11 protein-coding genes are annotated in these 16,645 nt (G+C 65.0%); 4 read left to right on the forward strand and 7 right to left on the reverse strand.

Going from position 1 to position 16,645, the window contains the following annotated elements; all coding sequences use genetic code 11:
* Positions 1 to 2: 2 nt before the first annotated feature.
* The gene (locus QA640_RS09575) at positions 3 to 1,670 is read left to right on the forward strand and encodes a mucoidy inhibitor MuiA family protein (RefSeq protein WP_283040445.1); all 1,668 of its coding nucleotides are present in this window, start codon (positions 3 to 5) and stop codon (positions 1,668 to 1,670) included.
* A gap of 223 nt (positions 1,671 to 1,893) precedes the next feature.
* Here QA640_RS09575 and QA640_RS09580 read toward each other — a convergent pair whose 3' ends face one another.
* From QA640_RS09580 to QA640_RS09595, 4 genes are all read right to left on the reverse strand, one after another.
* Positions 1,894 to 2,790, reverse strand: a complete 897-nt coding sequence (locus QA640_RS09580; protein WP_283040446.1) for a carbohydrate ABC transporter permease — start codon at positions 2,788 to 2,790, stop codon at positions 1,894 to 1,896.
* A complete protein-coding gene (locus QA640_RS09585) occupies positions 2,783 to 3,736 on the reverse strand; it encodes a sugar ABC transporter permease (RefSeq protein ID WP_283040447.1) in 954 nt (317 codons plus the stop codon). Before QA640_RS09585 ends, QA640_RS09580 begins: the two co-directional genes overlap by 8 nt.
* Before the next feature lie 129 nt (positions 3,737 to 3,865).
* A complete protein-coding gene (locus QA640_RS09590) occupies positions 3,866 to 5,203 on the reverse strand; it encodes an ABC transporter substrate-binding protein (RefSeq protein ID WP_283040448.1) in 1,338 nt (445 codons plus the stop codon).
* A 115-nt stretch (positions 5,204 to 5,318) separates the two neighbouring features.
* The gene (locus QA640_RS09595; protein ID WP_283040449.1) at positions 5,319 to 6,362 is read right to left on the reverse strand and encodes a C-terminal binding protein; all 1,044 of its coding nucleotides are present in this window, start codon (positions 6,360 to 6,362) and stop codon (positions 5,319 to 5,321) included.
* Positions 6,363 to 6,607: 245 nt separating this feature from the next.
* On the opposite strand from QA640_RS09595, the gene QA640_RS09600 reads away from it, so the two are divergent.
* Positions 6,608 to 8,293, forward strand: coding sequence for a methyl-accepting chemotaxis protein (locus QA640_RS09600; RefSeq protein ID WP_283040450.1), 1,686 nt, complete (start codon positions 6,608 to 6,610; stop codon positions 8,291 to 8,293).
* Positions 8,294 to 8,470: 177 nt separating this feature from the next.
* Here the strand turns inward: QA640_RS09600 and QA640_RS09605 are convergent, their stop codons facing one another.
* The 3 genes from QA640_RS09605 to mgtA form a co-directional block, all read right to left on the reverse strand.
* On the reverse strand, positions 8,471 to 9,406 hold the full coding sequence (locus tag QA640_RS09605) for a DMT family transporter (protein WP_283040451.1): 936 nt from the start codon (positions 9,404 to 9,406) through the stop codon (positions 8,471 to 8,473).
* Positions 9,407 to 9,567: 161 nt separating this feature from the next.
* Entirely contained in the window at positions 9,568 to 10,491 is a 924-nt protein-coding gene (locus QA640_RS09610; RefSeq protein ID WP_283040452.1) for a DMT family transporter, read from the reverse strand.
* 162 nt (positions 10,492 to 10,653) lie between these two features.
* Positions 10,654 to 13,152 carry a magnesium-translocating P-type ATPase gene (gene mgtA, locus QA640_RS09615; protein WP_283040453.1) on the reverse strand — a complete coding sequence of 833 codons (2,499 nt, stop codon included), beginning with the start codon at positions 13,150 to 13,152 and terminating at the stop codon, positions 10,654 to 10,656.
* Between the two features lie 368 nt (positions 13,153 to 13,520).
* Between mgtA and QA640_RS09620 the strand changes: the two genes are divergently transcribed.
* Together QA640_RS09620 and QA640_RS09625 are read left to right on the forward strand one after the other, a co-directional pair.
* Positions 13,521 to 14,813: an adenylosuccinate synthase gene (locus tag QA640_RS09620; protein WP_283040454.1), complete on the forward strand. Its 1,293-nt coding sequence runs from the start codon at positions 13,521 to 13,523 to the stop codon at positions 14,811 to 14,813.
* Positions 14,814 to 14,850: 37 nt separating this feature from the next.
* Entirely contained in the window at positions 14,851 to 16,464 is a 1,614-nt protein-coding gene (locus tag QA640_RS09625) for a hypothetical protein (protein WP_283040455.1), read from the forward strand.
* Positions 16,465 to 16,645: the final 181 nt, after the last annotated feature.

The raw sequence follows: 16,645 nt of genomic DNA on the forward strand, positions 1-16,645 counted from the left end.
GATTGCAAGGGGGTCTGGCGACGACGAGCCTGGTCCTGGTGACGGCGGCGATTGCGCTGCCGTCTTGGGCGGCCGATCTGGATGCGACGTCGGCCATCGACGCCGTCACGGTCTATCCGGATGGCGCGAGCGTCACTCGCGTCATCACACTGGACTTGCCGCCGGGCGACTCGACACTGGTCGCAAAGGATTTTCCGCTCGGGCTCGACACTTCCTCCTTGCGGGTAGAGGGCGAGGCGGGTGCAAAGCTCACCATCGGCGCCATCGACGCGCGGCCGCCGCGCGCAGCCCCTCCGGTCAATCTTCCTGAGCTCGACAAGCGCATCGAGGCCCTGAAGGACGAGCGCGCGGACTTGCAGGGCGCGGCTGATGCGGCCAGTGCCCGGCGCAAGTTTGCCGAACGTTTTGCCGAGGCCTCTCCCGCCGGTATCGGCGAAAAGGGCGAGGCCCGGCCGATGACCGAGTGGCGCGCGGCCTTCTCGGCAGTTGCCGAGGAGATCGCCACCGCCGACACCGCGATTCGCGATGCCATGCGAAAGCAGCGCGAGATCGATCGCCAGATCGCCCAGCTCGAAGCCGATCGCGCGGCCAAGTCGCCGAGCAAGTTGGAGGTGCGGGTCGAAATCGCCTCGGCGGCCGCGACGAAAGCGACGCTGCGGGTGACCTACAATGTGCGCAATGCGCGCTGGGCGCCGCTCTACGACGCCCGCCTCGACACCGGCGCCCGAGATCACAAGCCGCAGCTCGAACTGGTCCGCCGCGCGGAAATCACACAGTCGACCGGCGAGGATTGGTCGAATGTCAGTCTCGGCGTTTCCACCGTTCGCGTCAGCCGCGGCGGCAGTGCGCCGGAACTGAATTCGCTGGTCGTCCGCTATCCGCAACTGGCGAAGCCGCTGGCCCTGGGAACGGCGTCGGACATGGCCATGCCAGCGCCGCCCATGACGCGACAGGCGCAATCGCCTGCGATGGCGAAGGCCGAGCCGGCTGAGACGCGCGAGCGTGCGGATGAGCAGCAGGCCAATGCCGAGATCGGCGATTTCCAGGCCGTCTATCAGATCGCGGGCCGCGTCAGCCTCGGCGCGAATGAGGGCGCCAAGAGCCTGCTCATCTCCACCATGACCGTCACCCCGGACCTCGCCATCCGCGCCGCGCCGGTGGTGGATCCGACCGCCTATCTCGAGGCCTCATTCAAGCTCGCCGACGACACCACCCTTTTGCCCGGCAAGGTCGCGATCTTTCGCGACGGCGTGTTCGTCGGTCGCAGCAGGTTCTCCACCGCCGCACGGACCGAGGCGGTCCGCCTCGGCTTCGGCGCCGACGACAAGGTCAAGATCGAGCGTTCGGTGATCCGGCAGAACGAGGGTACGGCGGGCGTGATCTCTTCGTCAAAGACCGATGCGCGCTCGTTCCGGACCGTCATTCGCAACGGTCATGATTTCCTGATCCGGATCTCGATCGAGGATCAGCTTCCGGTCAGCGAGAACGAGGACATCGCGGTCGAGGTGTTGCCCGCGACCACGCCGCCCACGACGACCAACCTGCGCGACAAGCGCGGTGTGATGGAATGGGCGTTCGACGCCAAGCCCGCCGAAATCAAGGAGATCAAGTTCGGCTGGCGCGTGCGCTGGCCCAAGGACAAGGGCATCGTCATGGCGCCGGCGGGATGACACTGAAACCACATCGTCCCGCTCTCCTATCCCTCGGTCATGCCCCGCGAAAGCGGGGCATCCAGTACGCCGCGGCTTATCGATTTTGGCACGACCGTCTTGGAGTACTGGATCGCCCGGTCAAGCCGGGCGATGACGGCGTTATGTGGAGAGGAAGTCCGCCAACTCGAGCAGCACGAACTCGACATCATCGGACTTGCTCGATTCGCGGCTTGAGGAGAATTTACTCCTTTACCGCGCCGGTCAGCGAGGACACGTAGTAGTCCACGAACAGCGAATAGAAGATCGCGACCGGCAGCGAGCCGAGCAGCGATCCCGCCATCAGCGCTCCCCATTGATAGACATCGCCGGTGACGAGCTCGGTCAGGATCGCGACCGGCACAGTCTTGTTGGCGCCGCTCTGGATGAAGGCGAGCGCATAGATGAATTCGTTCCAGGATAGCGTGAAGGAGAAGATGCCGGCCGAGATCAGCCCGGGCACCGCCAGCGGCAGCGTGATCCGCCGCAGGATCTGGAGCCGCGTCGCGCCGTCCACCAGCGCGCATTCCTCGAGCTCATAGGGGATCGACTTGAAATAGCCGATCAGGAGCCAGGTGCAGAACGGCACCAGGAAGGTCGGATAGACCAGGATCAGCGCCAATGGGCTGTCGAACAGGCCGAACTGCACCACCACGGTCGCGAGCGGAATGAACAGGATCGAGGGCGGCACCAGATAGGCGAGATAGATGCCGAGGCCGACATAGGGGCTGCCGCGGAACCGCAGGCGCTCGATCGCATAGGCCGCCAGCGTGCTCGCAAACAGCGACAGCGTGGTCGAGCCGATCGCGACGAACATCGTCGTCTTCAGCCAGCGCGGATAGGCCGTGTCGAACAAGAGGTGCTTGACATGCGCCAGGGTCGGCGAGGTGATCCAGAACGGATTGTGGGCCTTGTAGTTCAGGAGTTCGGCGTTCGGCTTGAACGCGGTGACCGCCATCCAGTAGAACGGAAACAGCAGGATCAGCACGAAGCAGCTGAGTGGCAGATAGATCATCATCACCCGCCGCGCGCGGGTATCCCAGGCCATGGTGTCGGGCGCCGCATTCGCAACGGCGGTGGGTCGAGCGACGGCGTCAGTCATTGGCTTCCCCCTGCTGCCATTTGCGCCGCGCAAGGCCAAAATAGGAAAACAGCGTCGCGAACACCAGGAACGGGATCATCGAGACCGCAATCGCGGCACCCTCGCCGAGCTCGCCGCCGGCGATGCCGCGCTGGAAGGCCAGCGTTGCGAGCAAGTGCGTCGAGTTCACGGGGCCGCCGCGGGTGATGGCATAGACGAGCTGGAAGTCGGTGAAGGTGAAGATAATCGAGAAGGTCATGACGATGGCGAGGATCGGCATCATCATCGGGAAGGTGATGAAGCGGAAGCGCTGCCAGGCGCTGGCGCCGTCGAGCATCGCGGCCTCATAGAGCGAGGGCGAGATGGTCTGGAGGCCAGCAAGCAGCGAGATCGCGACGAAGGGAATGCCGCGCCAGATATTGGCCGCGATCAGCGAGAAACGCGCCGGCCAGGGCGTGCCGAGGAAGTCGATATTGCTGGTGCGCCAATGCAGCACGTCGACCAGCAGATAGGAGATGATCGAGAACTGGGGATCGTAGATCCACCAGAACGCCAGCGCCGAGAGCACCGTCGGCACGATCCAGGGCAACAGCACGATCGCGCGCAGCAGGCTCTTGAACCGGAAGTGGTTGTTGAGCAGCAGCGCCAGCCAGAAGCCCAGCGCGAATTTTCCAAACGTTGCGACGGCCGTATAAAGCACGCTGTAGAACACCGCGTTCCACCACAGGGGATCGCTCAGCAGGTACTGGAAATTCTCGAGGCCTACGAAGATGCCGCGCCGGCCGATCGTGGTGTCGGTGAAGGCGAGCCAGATGCCGAGGCCGAGGGGGTAGGTGAGGAACACCGTGAGCAGCCCGATCGCCGGTGCGAGGCACATCACGATCAGGAACGGCTTGTAGTCGAACAAACGCACGAGCCATGAGGGCTGTCGCTGTGCCAGGACCTGTGGGAGTGTGGTTACGGACATCGCAGTCGTCCTGGTCCGAATGTCATGACACCGTCATTGCGAGCGAAGCGAAGCAATCCAGTCTGTCTACGGGGATGCACTCTGGATTGCTTCGTCGCTCCGCTCCTCGCAATGACGGCGCTCAAGGCACTACCTCCGGAAGTACCGCTTCGCGCGGCGCTCCGCCTCGGCCGCCGCTTGCTCCGGCGTTGCCGCATCGGTCGCCACCGAGGCGCACATCTGTACCAGCACGTAGTCGGCGCGGATGGCGCCTGTCGCCGTCGAGATCGGACCCTTGTAGCCATCCCAGTACTCGTTCTTCATGGTGTCCTTGAAGATCGCCACCTTCGGGTCACCCGACCACACCGCCGCATCGGCATAGGCTGCGAGCGGCTGCGCCCAGTAGCCGCTGTTGGCATTGAGCCACGGCTCGTACTGCTCCTTCTCCAGCATGAACTGGAGGAACGCCTTCGCCGCGTTCGGATACGGGCTGTGCTTGAACACCATGGCATTCAGCGTCAGGCCGCCCATCGGATAGGTCGCAGCGAGTCCCTTCGGCGAAAACTGATGCTCGGTGTCTTCCGCAATCGCGGCGGTCGCCGGATCTTTCTTCAGCGCGAAATAAAGCGATACGCCGTTGGACGTAAGCGCGATCTCCTCGGAGGAATAGGCGCGGTTGTTTGATACGTCATTCCATGATGGCGTTCCGGCAATGAAGGTCGGGTAGAGCTGCTTCAGATATTGCAGCGCCGCCACCGTCTCCTTGCTGTTGATGATGAGGTTTCCGTCAGGATCAAGCAGCGCCGCGTTGTGCGACCAGAGCAGCCATTGCGCGAAGCCATTGCCGTCGCCAACGGCGTTGCCAAGTGCAAAGCCTGCGGGCTTGCCGATTTTCTGCAGCTTGCGGCAAACATCGAGCACGCCGGCGTGGTCGTCGGGAACCCTGTCATAGCCAATCTGTTTCAGCGCCGACTTGCGGTAGACCAGCGGTCCGCCGCTGGCGCCGAAGGGCAGGCCGATCCAGTTGTTGCTCTTGGCGCGCTTGCCGTATTTCTCCGCCAGAAACAGCCAGCCGCCATAACGCTTGCCGAGATATTCGGCGACGTCACTGAGCTCGATGAGCTTGTCGACATAGATGTGCGGCGCGTCAGAGAAGCCGATGATGATGTCGGGCCCCGCGCCCGAATTCGCGGTCACCGCCGTCTGCTGGTTGATGTCTTCCCAGCCGACGAAGTCGACCTTCACCTCCACTCCGGTACTATCGCTGAAACGCTTTGCGTTGGCGCGGAACACGTCCTCGTCAGGCTGGACGAAGCGCACCGGTCGCAGCATGCGCAGGCTTGCGCCCTTCTCGATCGGCAGCGACGGCGCCGCGACGTCCGCAGCCTTGATGTTGGATGGCGTTTGCCCTGCAGCACCGGTGGCTGCAAACGCCGCAACGGACAGCCCAAACCCGATTGCATCACGACGGGTGATGTCGTTCCTCATCAGTTCCTCCCTGTTTTTGCGCCTTCCCGGCGTTGATCGCCGGTGAAGGGTCTTCGATCTGGCTTATTCTTGCACGCGAACCGGTCTCCATTTCATCCGAAAGCGCCTCGCAGGCTCAGCTGTTCGGACCGCGATCCATGCTGACGGGCTGCCAGCGTCGCAGTGCAGTGTTCTGCAGCACCGACGGATTGACGCAGCTTACCGGCCACATCCCCTGAAGCACCAGTGACAATTCGTAGCCCACGCGCCGCTTGCGCGCTTCGTCGAAGCGTGCCGAGGCCGAGGCGACGTGCGCGGTCAGGGTGACGTTCTCCATTCCGAGCAGGGGATTGTTGTGCGAGGGCGGTTCCTTCTCCAGCACGTCGAGCGCGGCATGCGCGATCCAGCCCTCTTGCAAGGCCTTGATCAGGCTCTCCTCGTCCACGGTGGCGCCGCGCCCGGTGTTGATGAAGATCGAACCCTTCTTCATCTGGCGGAAATGTGTCTCGGTCAGCATGTGGTGAACCTCCGGCCTGGCTGGCGCGTGCATCGAGACGAAGTCCGATTGCGACAGCACTTCGTTCAGCGTCGCCGGCATCACCCCGTGATCGTACATCAGCGTTTCCTGGATGAAGGGATCAAAGGCCATCATCCGCACGCCGAAGGGGGCAGCGCGCTTGGCGACTGCGCGGGCGACGCGGCCGAAGGAGATGAAGCCGAGCGTCTGTCCCATCAGTCGCGGGATCTTCAGAAGTGCCGGTCGGCCCTCGGCCCAGCGCCCGCTGCGCACCATGCGGTCCTGCTCGACCAGGCGGCGGAAGCCCGCAAGCAGCAGCATCATCGCATGATCGGCGACCTCTTCGATGAAGGTGTCGGGGATGTTGGTCACGGGAATGCCACGGGCAGTTGCCGCCTTGACATCGACGCTGTCGACTCCGACGGAGCCGAGCGTGATGACCTTGCAGTTCTCCAGCGCGTCGATGATGGCTTTGGTGATCGGGATGCCCTTGGCGTAGATCGCGTCAGCCGTCCGGGCTGCGGCGATGAACTCGGTCTCGTTGGCCGGCGCCTCGACGATCTCCGCGTCGATCGGATCGAGCGCCTCCCGCTCGAAGGAATAATCGCTTCCTGTCACCGTGAAGCTCGCGCCCTTCGGCGTCACCACCCTGTATTTCGGCATTTCCTGCTCCGATTTGGTTTGTCGGTTCTTATTGGGGCCCGCTCCCTGGCGGAGGGGCCTTTGCGTCTTTTACGCGAAATCGAGCTTGACGCGTACAATCATCGGTTGTTCGCAGACTGCGGTGTTTGCGGGTTTTCGCTTCCTCTACGGGCTTCTACGGAGGCATCGTAACAAGTTGCTAATCGGTCCCACACTAAAAATTGATTCAAATTCGATCGACCCACCCGCGTGTCCGGAGCCACCTCGTGAAGCTGAGCAATCTGAAGATCGCCCCCAAGCTTGGCATTCTTGTCGGCGTCACCCTGTTCGGCCTCTGCATCTCAGGGCTTCTGGCCGGATATTTGATGAAACGCAGCATGGTGGATGCGCGCATCGACCAGACCAAAGCGATCGTCGACATGGCTCGCAACTATGCGGCCACCTTGATGAAGCGGGTCAATGCTGGCGAGATGACGAAGGATGCCGCGCTGGCCGAATTCCGCCGCTACGGCAACGCCATGACCTACGACAAGGGCTCCGGCTATCTGTTCGGCACGACCTACGACGGCATCACGCAGCTCGCGCCCGATCCGAAGCAGATCGGCACCAACCGGATGGACGTGGAGACGAACGGGCGCAAGCTGTCCCGTGAGATCATGGATGGCGTCAAGGCCAATGGCGACGTCCTGCTCTTTTACGAATATAAGAAGCCCGGCCAGGAGAAGCCGATCCGCAAGCTCGGCTATGCGGTCGCCGTCCCCGGCTTCGACATGTATCTCGGCACGGGCGCCTATCTCGAGGATATCGACGAGAAGATGGGGCCGGTCTACTGGCTCCTCGGCTTGTCCCTGCTCGGCATCGTCATCGTCGCCGGCAGCGTGGCCTGGCTGCTCGGCCGCAGCATCAGCTTGCCGCTCAACCTTCTCGGCACGCGAATGAAGGAGCTGGCCGACGGCAAGCTCGAAGCCGACATTCCCGGCGTCGGCCGTGGCGACGAGGTCGGCGCAATGGCTTCGGCCGTGCAGATATTCAAGGACAATGCGATCCGCATCCGCGATCTCGAGAAGACGGAGGCGGTTGCCAAGGAACGCGCCGCTGCGGAACGTCGCAGCGCGATGGAAGGCATCGCCAGCGATTTCGAGCGAAGCGTCAACGGCATCGTGCGTTCGGTTTCTTCGGCTGCCGCCGGCATGCAGACCACCGCGCAGTCGATGACCGCGACCGCGAGCGATGCCAGCGCGCGTGCGGCCACCGTCGGCGCCGCCTCGCAAAAGGCGTCGGGCAATGTCGGCACGGTTGCGGCCGCCGCCGAAGAACTGTCGAGCTCGGTCGCCGAGATCTCGCGCCAGGTGACGCGCTCCACCGAGGTCGCGAGCAGGGCGGTCAGCGACGCCGAGCGCACCAACACCACCGTGCAGGTGCTGTCCTCGGGCGCCGAGAAGATCGGCGAGGTCGTCAAGCTGATCCACTCGATCGCGGCGCAGACCAACCTGCTCGCACTCAACGCCACCATCGAAGCGGCGCGCGCCGGCGAATCCGGCCGCGGTTTCGCGGTCGTCGCCTCCGAGGTCAAGGCGCTCGCCAACCAGACCGCGAAGGCCACCGAGGAAATCTCGGCCCAGGTTGCGGCGATGCAGACCTCGACCAGCGACGCGGTCGCCGCGATTGCCGGCATCACCCAGACGATCGCTGAGATGAGCGAGATCACCGCAGGCATTTCCGCGTCGATCGAGCAGCAGGGCGAAGCGACGCGCGAGATCGCCCGCAACATCCAGTCGGTCGCAGCCGGCTCCAGCGAGATCAACGCCCATATCGGCAGCGTGACCTCGGCGGCCGAGGCGACGGGAACGGCGGCCTCCGATGTGCTGTCGAACGCTCGCGAGCTCGACAACCAGTCCGGCGCACTGCGAAGCGCCGTCGACGGCTTCCTCGCCAAGGTAAGGGCGGCTTAGGTCTTTCCGCGAATTTTTAGGGTGGGCGAAGGCGAGCGCCGTGCCCACCGCTCCTTTCCACGACTTGGAAGCTTCATGGTGGGCGCGCTGCGCTTTGCCCTACGGCGGCGTCACGCTTGGCCGCGCCTCACTGCTTCCCGATCCCGGCCTGCCTGATCAGCTTTTCGCGGCGCCGAATTATTTCGACGCCGAGCCCTGTCGCGACGCGATCACGACGCCGGCGAGCACCAGCGTGTAGCCGACAAGATGGAAAAGTTGCAGCCGTTCGCCGAGCAAGAGGATCGCCATCGCCGAGCCGAACACCGGAACCAGATGAAAGAACGGCGCGGCACGGTTCGGTCCGATCAGCGCCACGCCGCGATTGAAGAAGAGATAGGCGAGGGTCGAGGGGAAGATCAGGATGTAGGCGAATGTCGCCAGCGTCGTCGCATCGGGCTTCAAGACGTTGCCTGCGAAGAATTCCCACACCGCAGCCGGCAGCAGCATTATCGCTCCGCAGCAGGTGGTGAAGGACAGGAACGAGAGCTGATGGATCTTTGGCCGGCGCGGGATGAAGGCGGAATAGAGCCCGAACGCTACCAGCGAGGAGGCGAACATGATGTCGCCCCGGTTCAAGCTGATGCCGGCAAGTGCCGCGAGATCACCGCGCAGGATGATGATGAGGACGCCGAGAAGCGAGATCGCGATGCCGGCGAGCTGTGCAACCGTCAGGCGGACGCCGAACAGCACCAGCGACCAAAGCGCCACGAACAAAGGTCCGGCCGACTGGATCAGCAGCGCGTTCAGCGCTTCCGTATATTGCAGGGCCCAGAACGAGATCGCATTGTTGAAGGCGAAGCCGACCAGCGAAAGGAACAGCATCAGCGGCAGATGCTCGCGAAGCGCCTTCCAGTCGCGCCTCAGATGCGGTCCTGCAAACGGCAGCAGGATGAGGAAGACGCCGAACCAGCGGACCGTGGTCAGGGTGAGCGGCGGCACATGCGCACCGACATGGCGCGCGAGCACGATGTTGCCGGCCCAGAACAGCGAGCTCAGGCTCAGGAGCAGATAGGGCTGGTTGTTGAGCCAGCCGACCGGATTAGAGGCCGGTGGCGCGGGCGAAGCGATCGTCATTGGTTTTCGCAGGCGAGCTTGCGTCGGATCGCGGCTGCACCACAAGTCCCACCGCCGCAATGCTACAATGCAGCGGAAGATCAGTGAGGCCGCTTTGGCGGTTAATATATTGAACATAGAAGGCTTGGGCGGCTCGATCGGCTGGCGCCCGTTCAACTCGCCTATTTGCGCGAGGCTACGAACACGCCCGACAGCACCAGCGCAAAGCCGATAAAATGGAAGGCCTGCGGCAGTTCACCGAGAAAGATCATCGCCATGATCGAGCCGAACACCGGCACCACGTGAAAGAACGGCGCGGCGCGGTTGGCGCCGATCAGCGCTACGCCGCGGTTGAAGCAGAGATAGGCGAGCGTCGAGGGAAACACCGCAACATAGACCAGCGTCAGCAGGTTCGGCAGATCGAGTTTCATCACCGGACGGGCCGACAACTCCCAGATCCCCAGCGGAATGAGGCACGCCGCGCCGCAGCCGAAGGTAAAGGCAAGGAACGACAGGCCGTGGATCGCCGGCCGCTTCAACGTCAGCACTGAGTAGAGCGCGAAGATCACCAGCGCGACCATGAAGATCAGGTCGCCCTTGTTGAACTCTATGTTGGAGAGCGTGGTGAGGTCGCCGCGCAAGAGGATCGTCAGCACGCCGCATAGCGAGAGCAAAACGCCCAAGGCCTGCATCGCCGTAAGACGGACGCCCAGGATGATCAGCGACCAGAGTGCAACAACGAGCGGGGCGGCCGATTGCAGCAGCAGCGTGTTCAGCGCCTGCGTATGCTCCAGCGCCCAATATTGCAGCGTGTTGAAGGCGCCGATGCCGATGATCGACAGCACGATCATCAGACCGAGCTTGCCGCGGATCGCCGGCCAGTCCGTGACCAGATGCTTCCAGGCGAACGGCAGCACCAGAAGGAAGGCGAAGAACCAGCGCAGGAAGGACAGCGTCACCGGCGGGATGTGGCCGGCGGCGAGCCGCCCGACAATGGCATTGCCGGCCCAGCACAGCGCCGTGATGCTGAGCAGGAGATAAGGCTGGTTGGCGATCCAGTGCCGGGCGGGGGTGGCAAGGCGCGTGGTCTGGTCGGCGGCGGACATTGTGATTGTTATGGCCCCGGTTCGTGCGCCAAGGCGTCGGGCCCGGTGGCGTCCGGGCCGGCTCATACCCGGCTCCTCCACAGACACGTAATTCGCCCTGATATCAATGGCGCGCGACGCATCGCGTCCATGCGCGCCTTCAATGTGGCGGGAACTCTTGCCTCAAGTCTTCCGCGCGGTGCGGATCGCAAGCGGCTTCAACAGCTCCGTGCAGGCGAGATAGACGACGACCAGGGCCGCGATGCCGGCCAGCATGAGCGGCGACGGCGCGACGAAACCGAACCAGGCACCGACCGGCGTGAGCGGCACGAGCATCGCGACGACGAGGGCGATCAGCGAGGAGGCGGACAGCGCGGGATCGGGCCAGTTGTGCCACGGACGTCCATTGGTGCGGATGATGAAGATCACGAGGATCTGCGTCGCCATGGATTCGATGAACCAGGCGGTGCGGAATTCATCGGGTGATGCCTTGAACAGGAGGAGCAGTGCACCAAAAGTCAGGAAATCGAACACCGACGACAACGGCCCCATGATCGCGGCGAAGCGCACGAGGCGCGACATGCTCCACACCTGCGGCTGAGCGGTTGCCTGCGCCGAGACGCGGTCGAAGGGGATGCCGAGCTCGGAGAGATCGTAGAGCAGATTGTTCAGCAGGATCTGCGTCGGCAGCATCGGCAGGAACGGCAGCGCGACGGAGGCGATCGCCATCGACAGCATATTGCCGAAATTCGAGCTCGCGCCCATGCGGACGTATTTGAGAATGTTTGCGAAGGTGCGCCGGCCCTCCTGGACGCCGTCGGCGACGACCTCGAGATCCGAAGCGAGGAGGATCATGTCGGCGGCGGCCTGCGCCACGCCGGTGGCGCCTTCGACCGACAGCCCGATATCGGCGGCCTTCAGCGCCGGTGCGTCGTTGATGCCGTCGCCGAGGAAGCCGACGACTTCGCCGCTCGCCTGAAGCGCCTTCACGATGCGCGACTTCTGGTCCGGCGCGAGCCGCCCGAAGGCGTCGGCGGATTGCACCCGTACGGCCAATGCCTCGTCGCTGAGCTCGGCGATATCGGGCCCGGAGAGCACGCGCTCGGCGTTCAGCCCGACGAGGCCCGCGAGCCGCTTCACTACGACGGGATCATCGCCCGAGAGGATTTTCAGCCTGACGCCACTTGCCGCGAGATCGGCGATGGCAGCTGCAGCAGTCGGCTTCGGCGGATCGGCGAAGGCGCAAAGACCCTCGAAGACGAGGCGGGTCTCATCTTCGGTCTCGACCTCGCGCGTAGCGCCCGTCCACGGGCGCGAGGCAATGGCGACGGTGCGCAGGCCCTCGGTCGCGAGCCCTCGTACGCGCGCCATTGCGGCCGCACGTGCGGCATCGTTTATCGTGCAGAGTTCGAGCACGGCCTCCGGCGCGCCCTTGACGATCAGCCGCGCGCCTTCGGGACCGTTCGCCAGCACCGATCCCAACCGCCGCGAAAAGTCGAACGCCTGGCGGCCCGCGAGTGTCCATCCTTGCGCAGCCCCCGCGCAGCCCGCGACCAGCGCCGCGTCGAGCGAGCCGCGGTCACCGCCGAGCGCCGCCGCAATGGCGCCAAACCGCGCGGCGCGCGCATCCTCCTTGCCCTCTGCATCGAGGCTCCGCGCAAGGCGGATCTCGGCCGAGGTCAGCGTGCCGGTCTTGTCCGTGCACAGGACCGTCATGGCGCCGAGATCGTGGATCGCCGCGAGCCGTTTGACGATCACTTTGCGGCGGGCCATGCGCAGCGCGCCGCGCGACAAGGTCACCGTGGTGATCATCGGCAGCAGCTCCGGCGTCAGCCCGACCGCGAGCGCCACCGCAAACAGCAACGAGTCCAGCACCGGACGGCCGAATACCACGCGGATGGTCAGCACCACCACCACCAGCGCCAGCGTCGCGCGCGCGATGACGAGGCCGAATTCGCGCAAGTCACGCTCGAACGGCGAGGGCGCCTGCGCTTCCGCAAGTGCGGAGGCGGCGGCGCCGAACACCGTGTCGCGGCCGGTGCGCACGGCGAGCACGATCGCCTCGCCGGTTTGCGCGACAGCGCCGCGGAACAGCGCATTCGACGTGTCGTCTGGAGCATCGGCGACGCCCGCGCGCTTCTGCACCGGATAAGGCTCGCCGGTGAGTGCCGCTTCGCCGGCGGTGAAGGCCGTGCTCTCGAGGATCAGCGCGTCCGCCGGGATGATATCGCCGGCGCGGATGCGCAGGATGTCGCCGGGCACCACCCGTTCGACGTCGACCTGGCCAAACCCGCTGTCGCGCTTGACCTCGGCCTTTAGCGCCACCGAGCGGCGCAGCATTTCGGCGGCCCGGACCGCATGCCCCTCCTGGATGGTGTCGAGCCCGATCGACAGCGTCAGGATCAGCACGATGATCAGCCCGCCGATGTCGTCGCCGGTCAGCATCGAGATGATGCCGGCGACCAGCAAAATCAGCGACAAGGGCTCGAAGAGCCGACGCAGGATCGCGCGCATCGCGCCCTCGATGCGCGGTGGTGCGTCGGTGTTCGGCCCGAAACGGTGAAGCCGCTCGGCGGCATCGCGCGTGGTCAGTCCCCGAAGGCCGCAGCCGAGCTGCCGGGCGAGCGCGTCGGCTGAAAAGCGCCAGAAATGGCCGGCCTGGTTTCCCGATGGTTCGGTCACGGCATGTCCGAAAGGGCGTTGTGGCCCGGAGAAGGTAAGGGGCGGAGGTGACAGCATCCCTTAGGCGAGCGGTGAACAGGGGTGGTTGATGCGTATCAATTCCGCGGTTCCAGCGCTTGCCGGCGCGGCCCCGAAGCTTTCCGGATTTTAAGGGGATATCAAAGGCTTGGATCGCGCCTTAGGACGCGAAAAAGCCCCGTTCTTGCTTGCCTAGAGAGGCTGCTTCCGTTATCCGGTTGGCTGCCTCGCATGCGAGCGGCCCCGGCCGTGGATTGAGCTGGGCGCCGGCATGATCTTAGGAAAAGTGGGTACCGGTTTTCCGCTAGGATCATGCCACTTAAAGACATCTGCATAGGGATTACCCGCGAATGGCCAATGTTGTCGTCGTCGGCGCCCAGTGGGGCGACGAGGGAAAGGGCAAGATCGTCGACTGGTTGTCGGAGCAGGCCGACATCGTCGTCCGTTTCCAGGGCGGCCACAATGCCGGCCATACGCTGGTCATCAACGGCGAGACCTACAAGCTCGCGCTGTTGCCCTCCGGCGTGCTGCGTGACCAGAAGCTGTCGGTGATCGGCAATGGCGTGGTGTTCGACCCGCAGGCCTTCCTCGACGAAGTCACCAAGCTCAGGGCACAGGGCGTCGCGGTCAGCCCGGACAATCTGCGCGTCGCCGAGAACGTCACCCTGATCCTCCCGCTGCATCGTGAGCTCGACGCGCTTCGCGAATCCTCCAATGCGGCAACCGCGATCGGCACCACCCGTCGCGGCATCGGACCTGCCTATGAAGACAAGGTCGGCCGCCGTGCCATCCGCCTGATGGACCTCGCGGACCTCGACACGCTGCCGCACAAGATCGACCGGCTCCTTGCTCACCACAATGCCTTGCGCCGCGGCCTCAATCTGCCGGAGTTCGACGGCAAGACCATCCTGGCCGAGCTCAGCGCGCTGGCGCCGCAGCTTCTGCCTTATGCCGAGACGGTGTGGCGGCTGCTCGACATCAAGCGCCGCGAGGGCAAGCGCATGTTGTTCGAGGGTGCGCAGGGCGCGCTGCTCGACGTCGACCACGGCACCTATCCCTACGTCACCTCGTCCAACACGGTGGCGGCGCAGGCTGCGACCGGTGCCGGCCTCGGGCCCGGCGCGGTCGGCTATGTGCTGGGTCTGTGCAAGGCCTACACGACCCGCGTCGGCCAGGGGCCGTTCCCGACCGAGCAGGACAACGAGATCGGCCGCAAGATCGGCGAGCGCGGCCGCGAGTTCGGCACCAATACCGGCCGTCCGCGCCGCTGCGGCTGGTTCGACGCCGTCCTGGTCCGCCAGGCGGTCAGGACCTGCGGCATCAATGGGCTGGCGCTGACCAAGCTCGACATCCTCGACGGCTTCGATTCGATCGAGGTCTGCACCGGTTACCGGCTGGACGGCAAGGAGATCGACCATTTCCCGGCCGGCGAGGGCGCGCAGGCGCGGGTTGAGCCGGTCTATGAGACCATCGAAGGCTGGAAGGAACCGACCGCAAATGCCCGCTCCTGGGCGGATTTGCCGGCTCAGGCCATCAAATATGTGCGCCGGATCGAGGAACTGGTGGGCTGCCCGGTCGCGCTTCTTTCCACGAGCCCCGAACGTGAAGATACTATTCTGGTACAAAACCCGTTTGAGGCTTAACGGTATCTTACCGGGACAGGCGCATAGTTGAGTTGAAATGGCTGATTACTATCCGCTGATCGCCCGCGCTATTGCCGCCCTGGATCCCAATGCTCCCGGCGAAAGCCGCCGCGCGCTCTATGAACGGGCGCGTACGGCGCTGATTGCGCAGCTCCGCAGCGTGCAGCCGCCTCTCTCCGAATCCGAAATCACCCGCGAGCGGCTGTCACTCGAAGAGGCCGTCCGCAAGGTCGAATCTGAAGCAGCCCAGCGCGCGCGAGACGCCTCGCGCCCCGGCGGCCCCCGCGGCGGCAGCGGCAGTGGCGACGCCTTCCGCCGTGCGAGCGCCCGCGCCGCCGAGGGCACTTCGCCCGCCGCGCCGCCTTCGGCTTCATCGTCCGCCCCGCGCCCCTCGCGTCCTGCCGCGCCGCCGCCGTCGCGCAATGAGCGTCCTCCGCTTGGTGGAGACGATCTCGGGGACCGCGACGCCCAGCGCCAGTCGCGTCCTCAGCGCCCACAGGGGCCGACCCCGCCTCCGATGCCCGAGCCGCCGGCGCCGCCCGCGGCGCGCGATCGCTCCGCCTCGCGCCGGCCGCCGGAGGGCGCGCCGCCGCCGGTGCCGCAGGCGCCGGGCGTTCGCGGCTTTCGCGACATCACTGCGGATGCCGATGACCTGGGCCGCGCGGCGGCGCAGGCCAACCGTGCCGCGCGCCGGACCTACGCCAACGTGCCGTCGCCCTCGCCGGAGTTCGACCGGCTCGAGCCGAGCCTGGAGAACCGGGGCGGCGAGCCGCCGGACGTGCCCTATTCCTACGACGAGTCGGTCGAGGAAGCTGAGCGCTACCCGCCGCCATCGCCGCGTCCGCGCATTCCGGCCGACCGCGAGTTGAAGAAGCGTCGCTCCGGTTCAGCCTTCCCGTTCAAGAGCGCGATCGCCGTCGGCATCGTGCTGATCCTGGTCGGCGCTGGCATTCTCTGGGGCAAGCAGGCGGTCCAGGCCGTGAGCGTCCTGTTCAAGCCGTCTGCGACGCAGGTCGTGGAGGCGCCGAAGGATGAGTCGCAGCCGGCGCCGAAGCCCAAGATCCCCGATCGCGTGGGCCAGCCGTCGTCGACCGAGCAGCCGGCTGCGCCGGTGGCGCAGAAGGTCGTGCTCTATGACGAGGATCCGTCCGATCCCAAGGGCAAGCAATATGTCGGCACCGTGGTCTGGCGGACCGAACCGATCAAGGCCTCGGGCAACCAGAAGGCCGACGTCGCCGTGCGCGCCGACATCGAGATTCCCGACCGCAAGTTCAAGATGACGATGTCGTTCCGCAGGAACACCGATTCATCGCTGCCGGCGAGCCACACCGCGGAGCTGACCTTCATCCTGCCGCCGGACTTCCCCGGTGGCGGCGTCGCCAACGTGCCTGGCATCCTGATGAAGTCGAACGAGCAGGCGCGCGGCACGCCGCTCGCGGGCCTCGCCGTCAAGGTCACCGACGGCTTCTTCCTGGTCGGCCTCTCCAATGTCGACGCCGATCGCTCGCGCAACGTCCAGCTCCTGAAAGAGCGCTCCTGGTTCGACGTACCGCTGGTCTACACCAACCAGCGCCGCGCTATCATTGCCATCGAGAAGGGTGCGCCCGGCGAACGCGCCTTCAACGACGCGTTCGCGCAGTGGGGGGAGTAGGGGCTAAAGCGTGATGAGATCGGGATGAATCGTCATCGCGCCTCAGGTTATTGATTGAGCATGATCACCCCGCAAACGTTTGTCGCGAGGGAAGTCCGCTTCGCACTTTTCCGCACATGCTCTAGCGTTTAGGTCGCCATGTCTGTTGCTCCAGCTCTCTTGGCCGGGCCTCAGCATAGCG

It is taken from the genome of Bradyrhizobium sp. CB82 (genome assembly GCF_029714405.1).
Classification (GTDB): Bacteria; Pseudomonadota; Alphaproteobacteria; order Rhizobiales; family Xanthobacteraceae; genus Bradyrhizobium.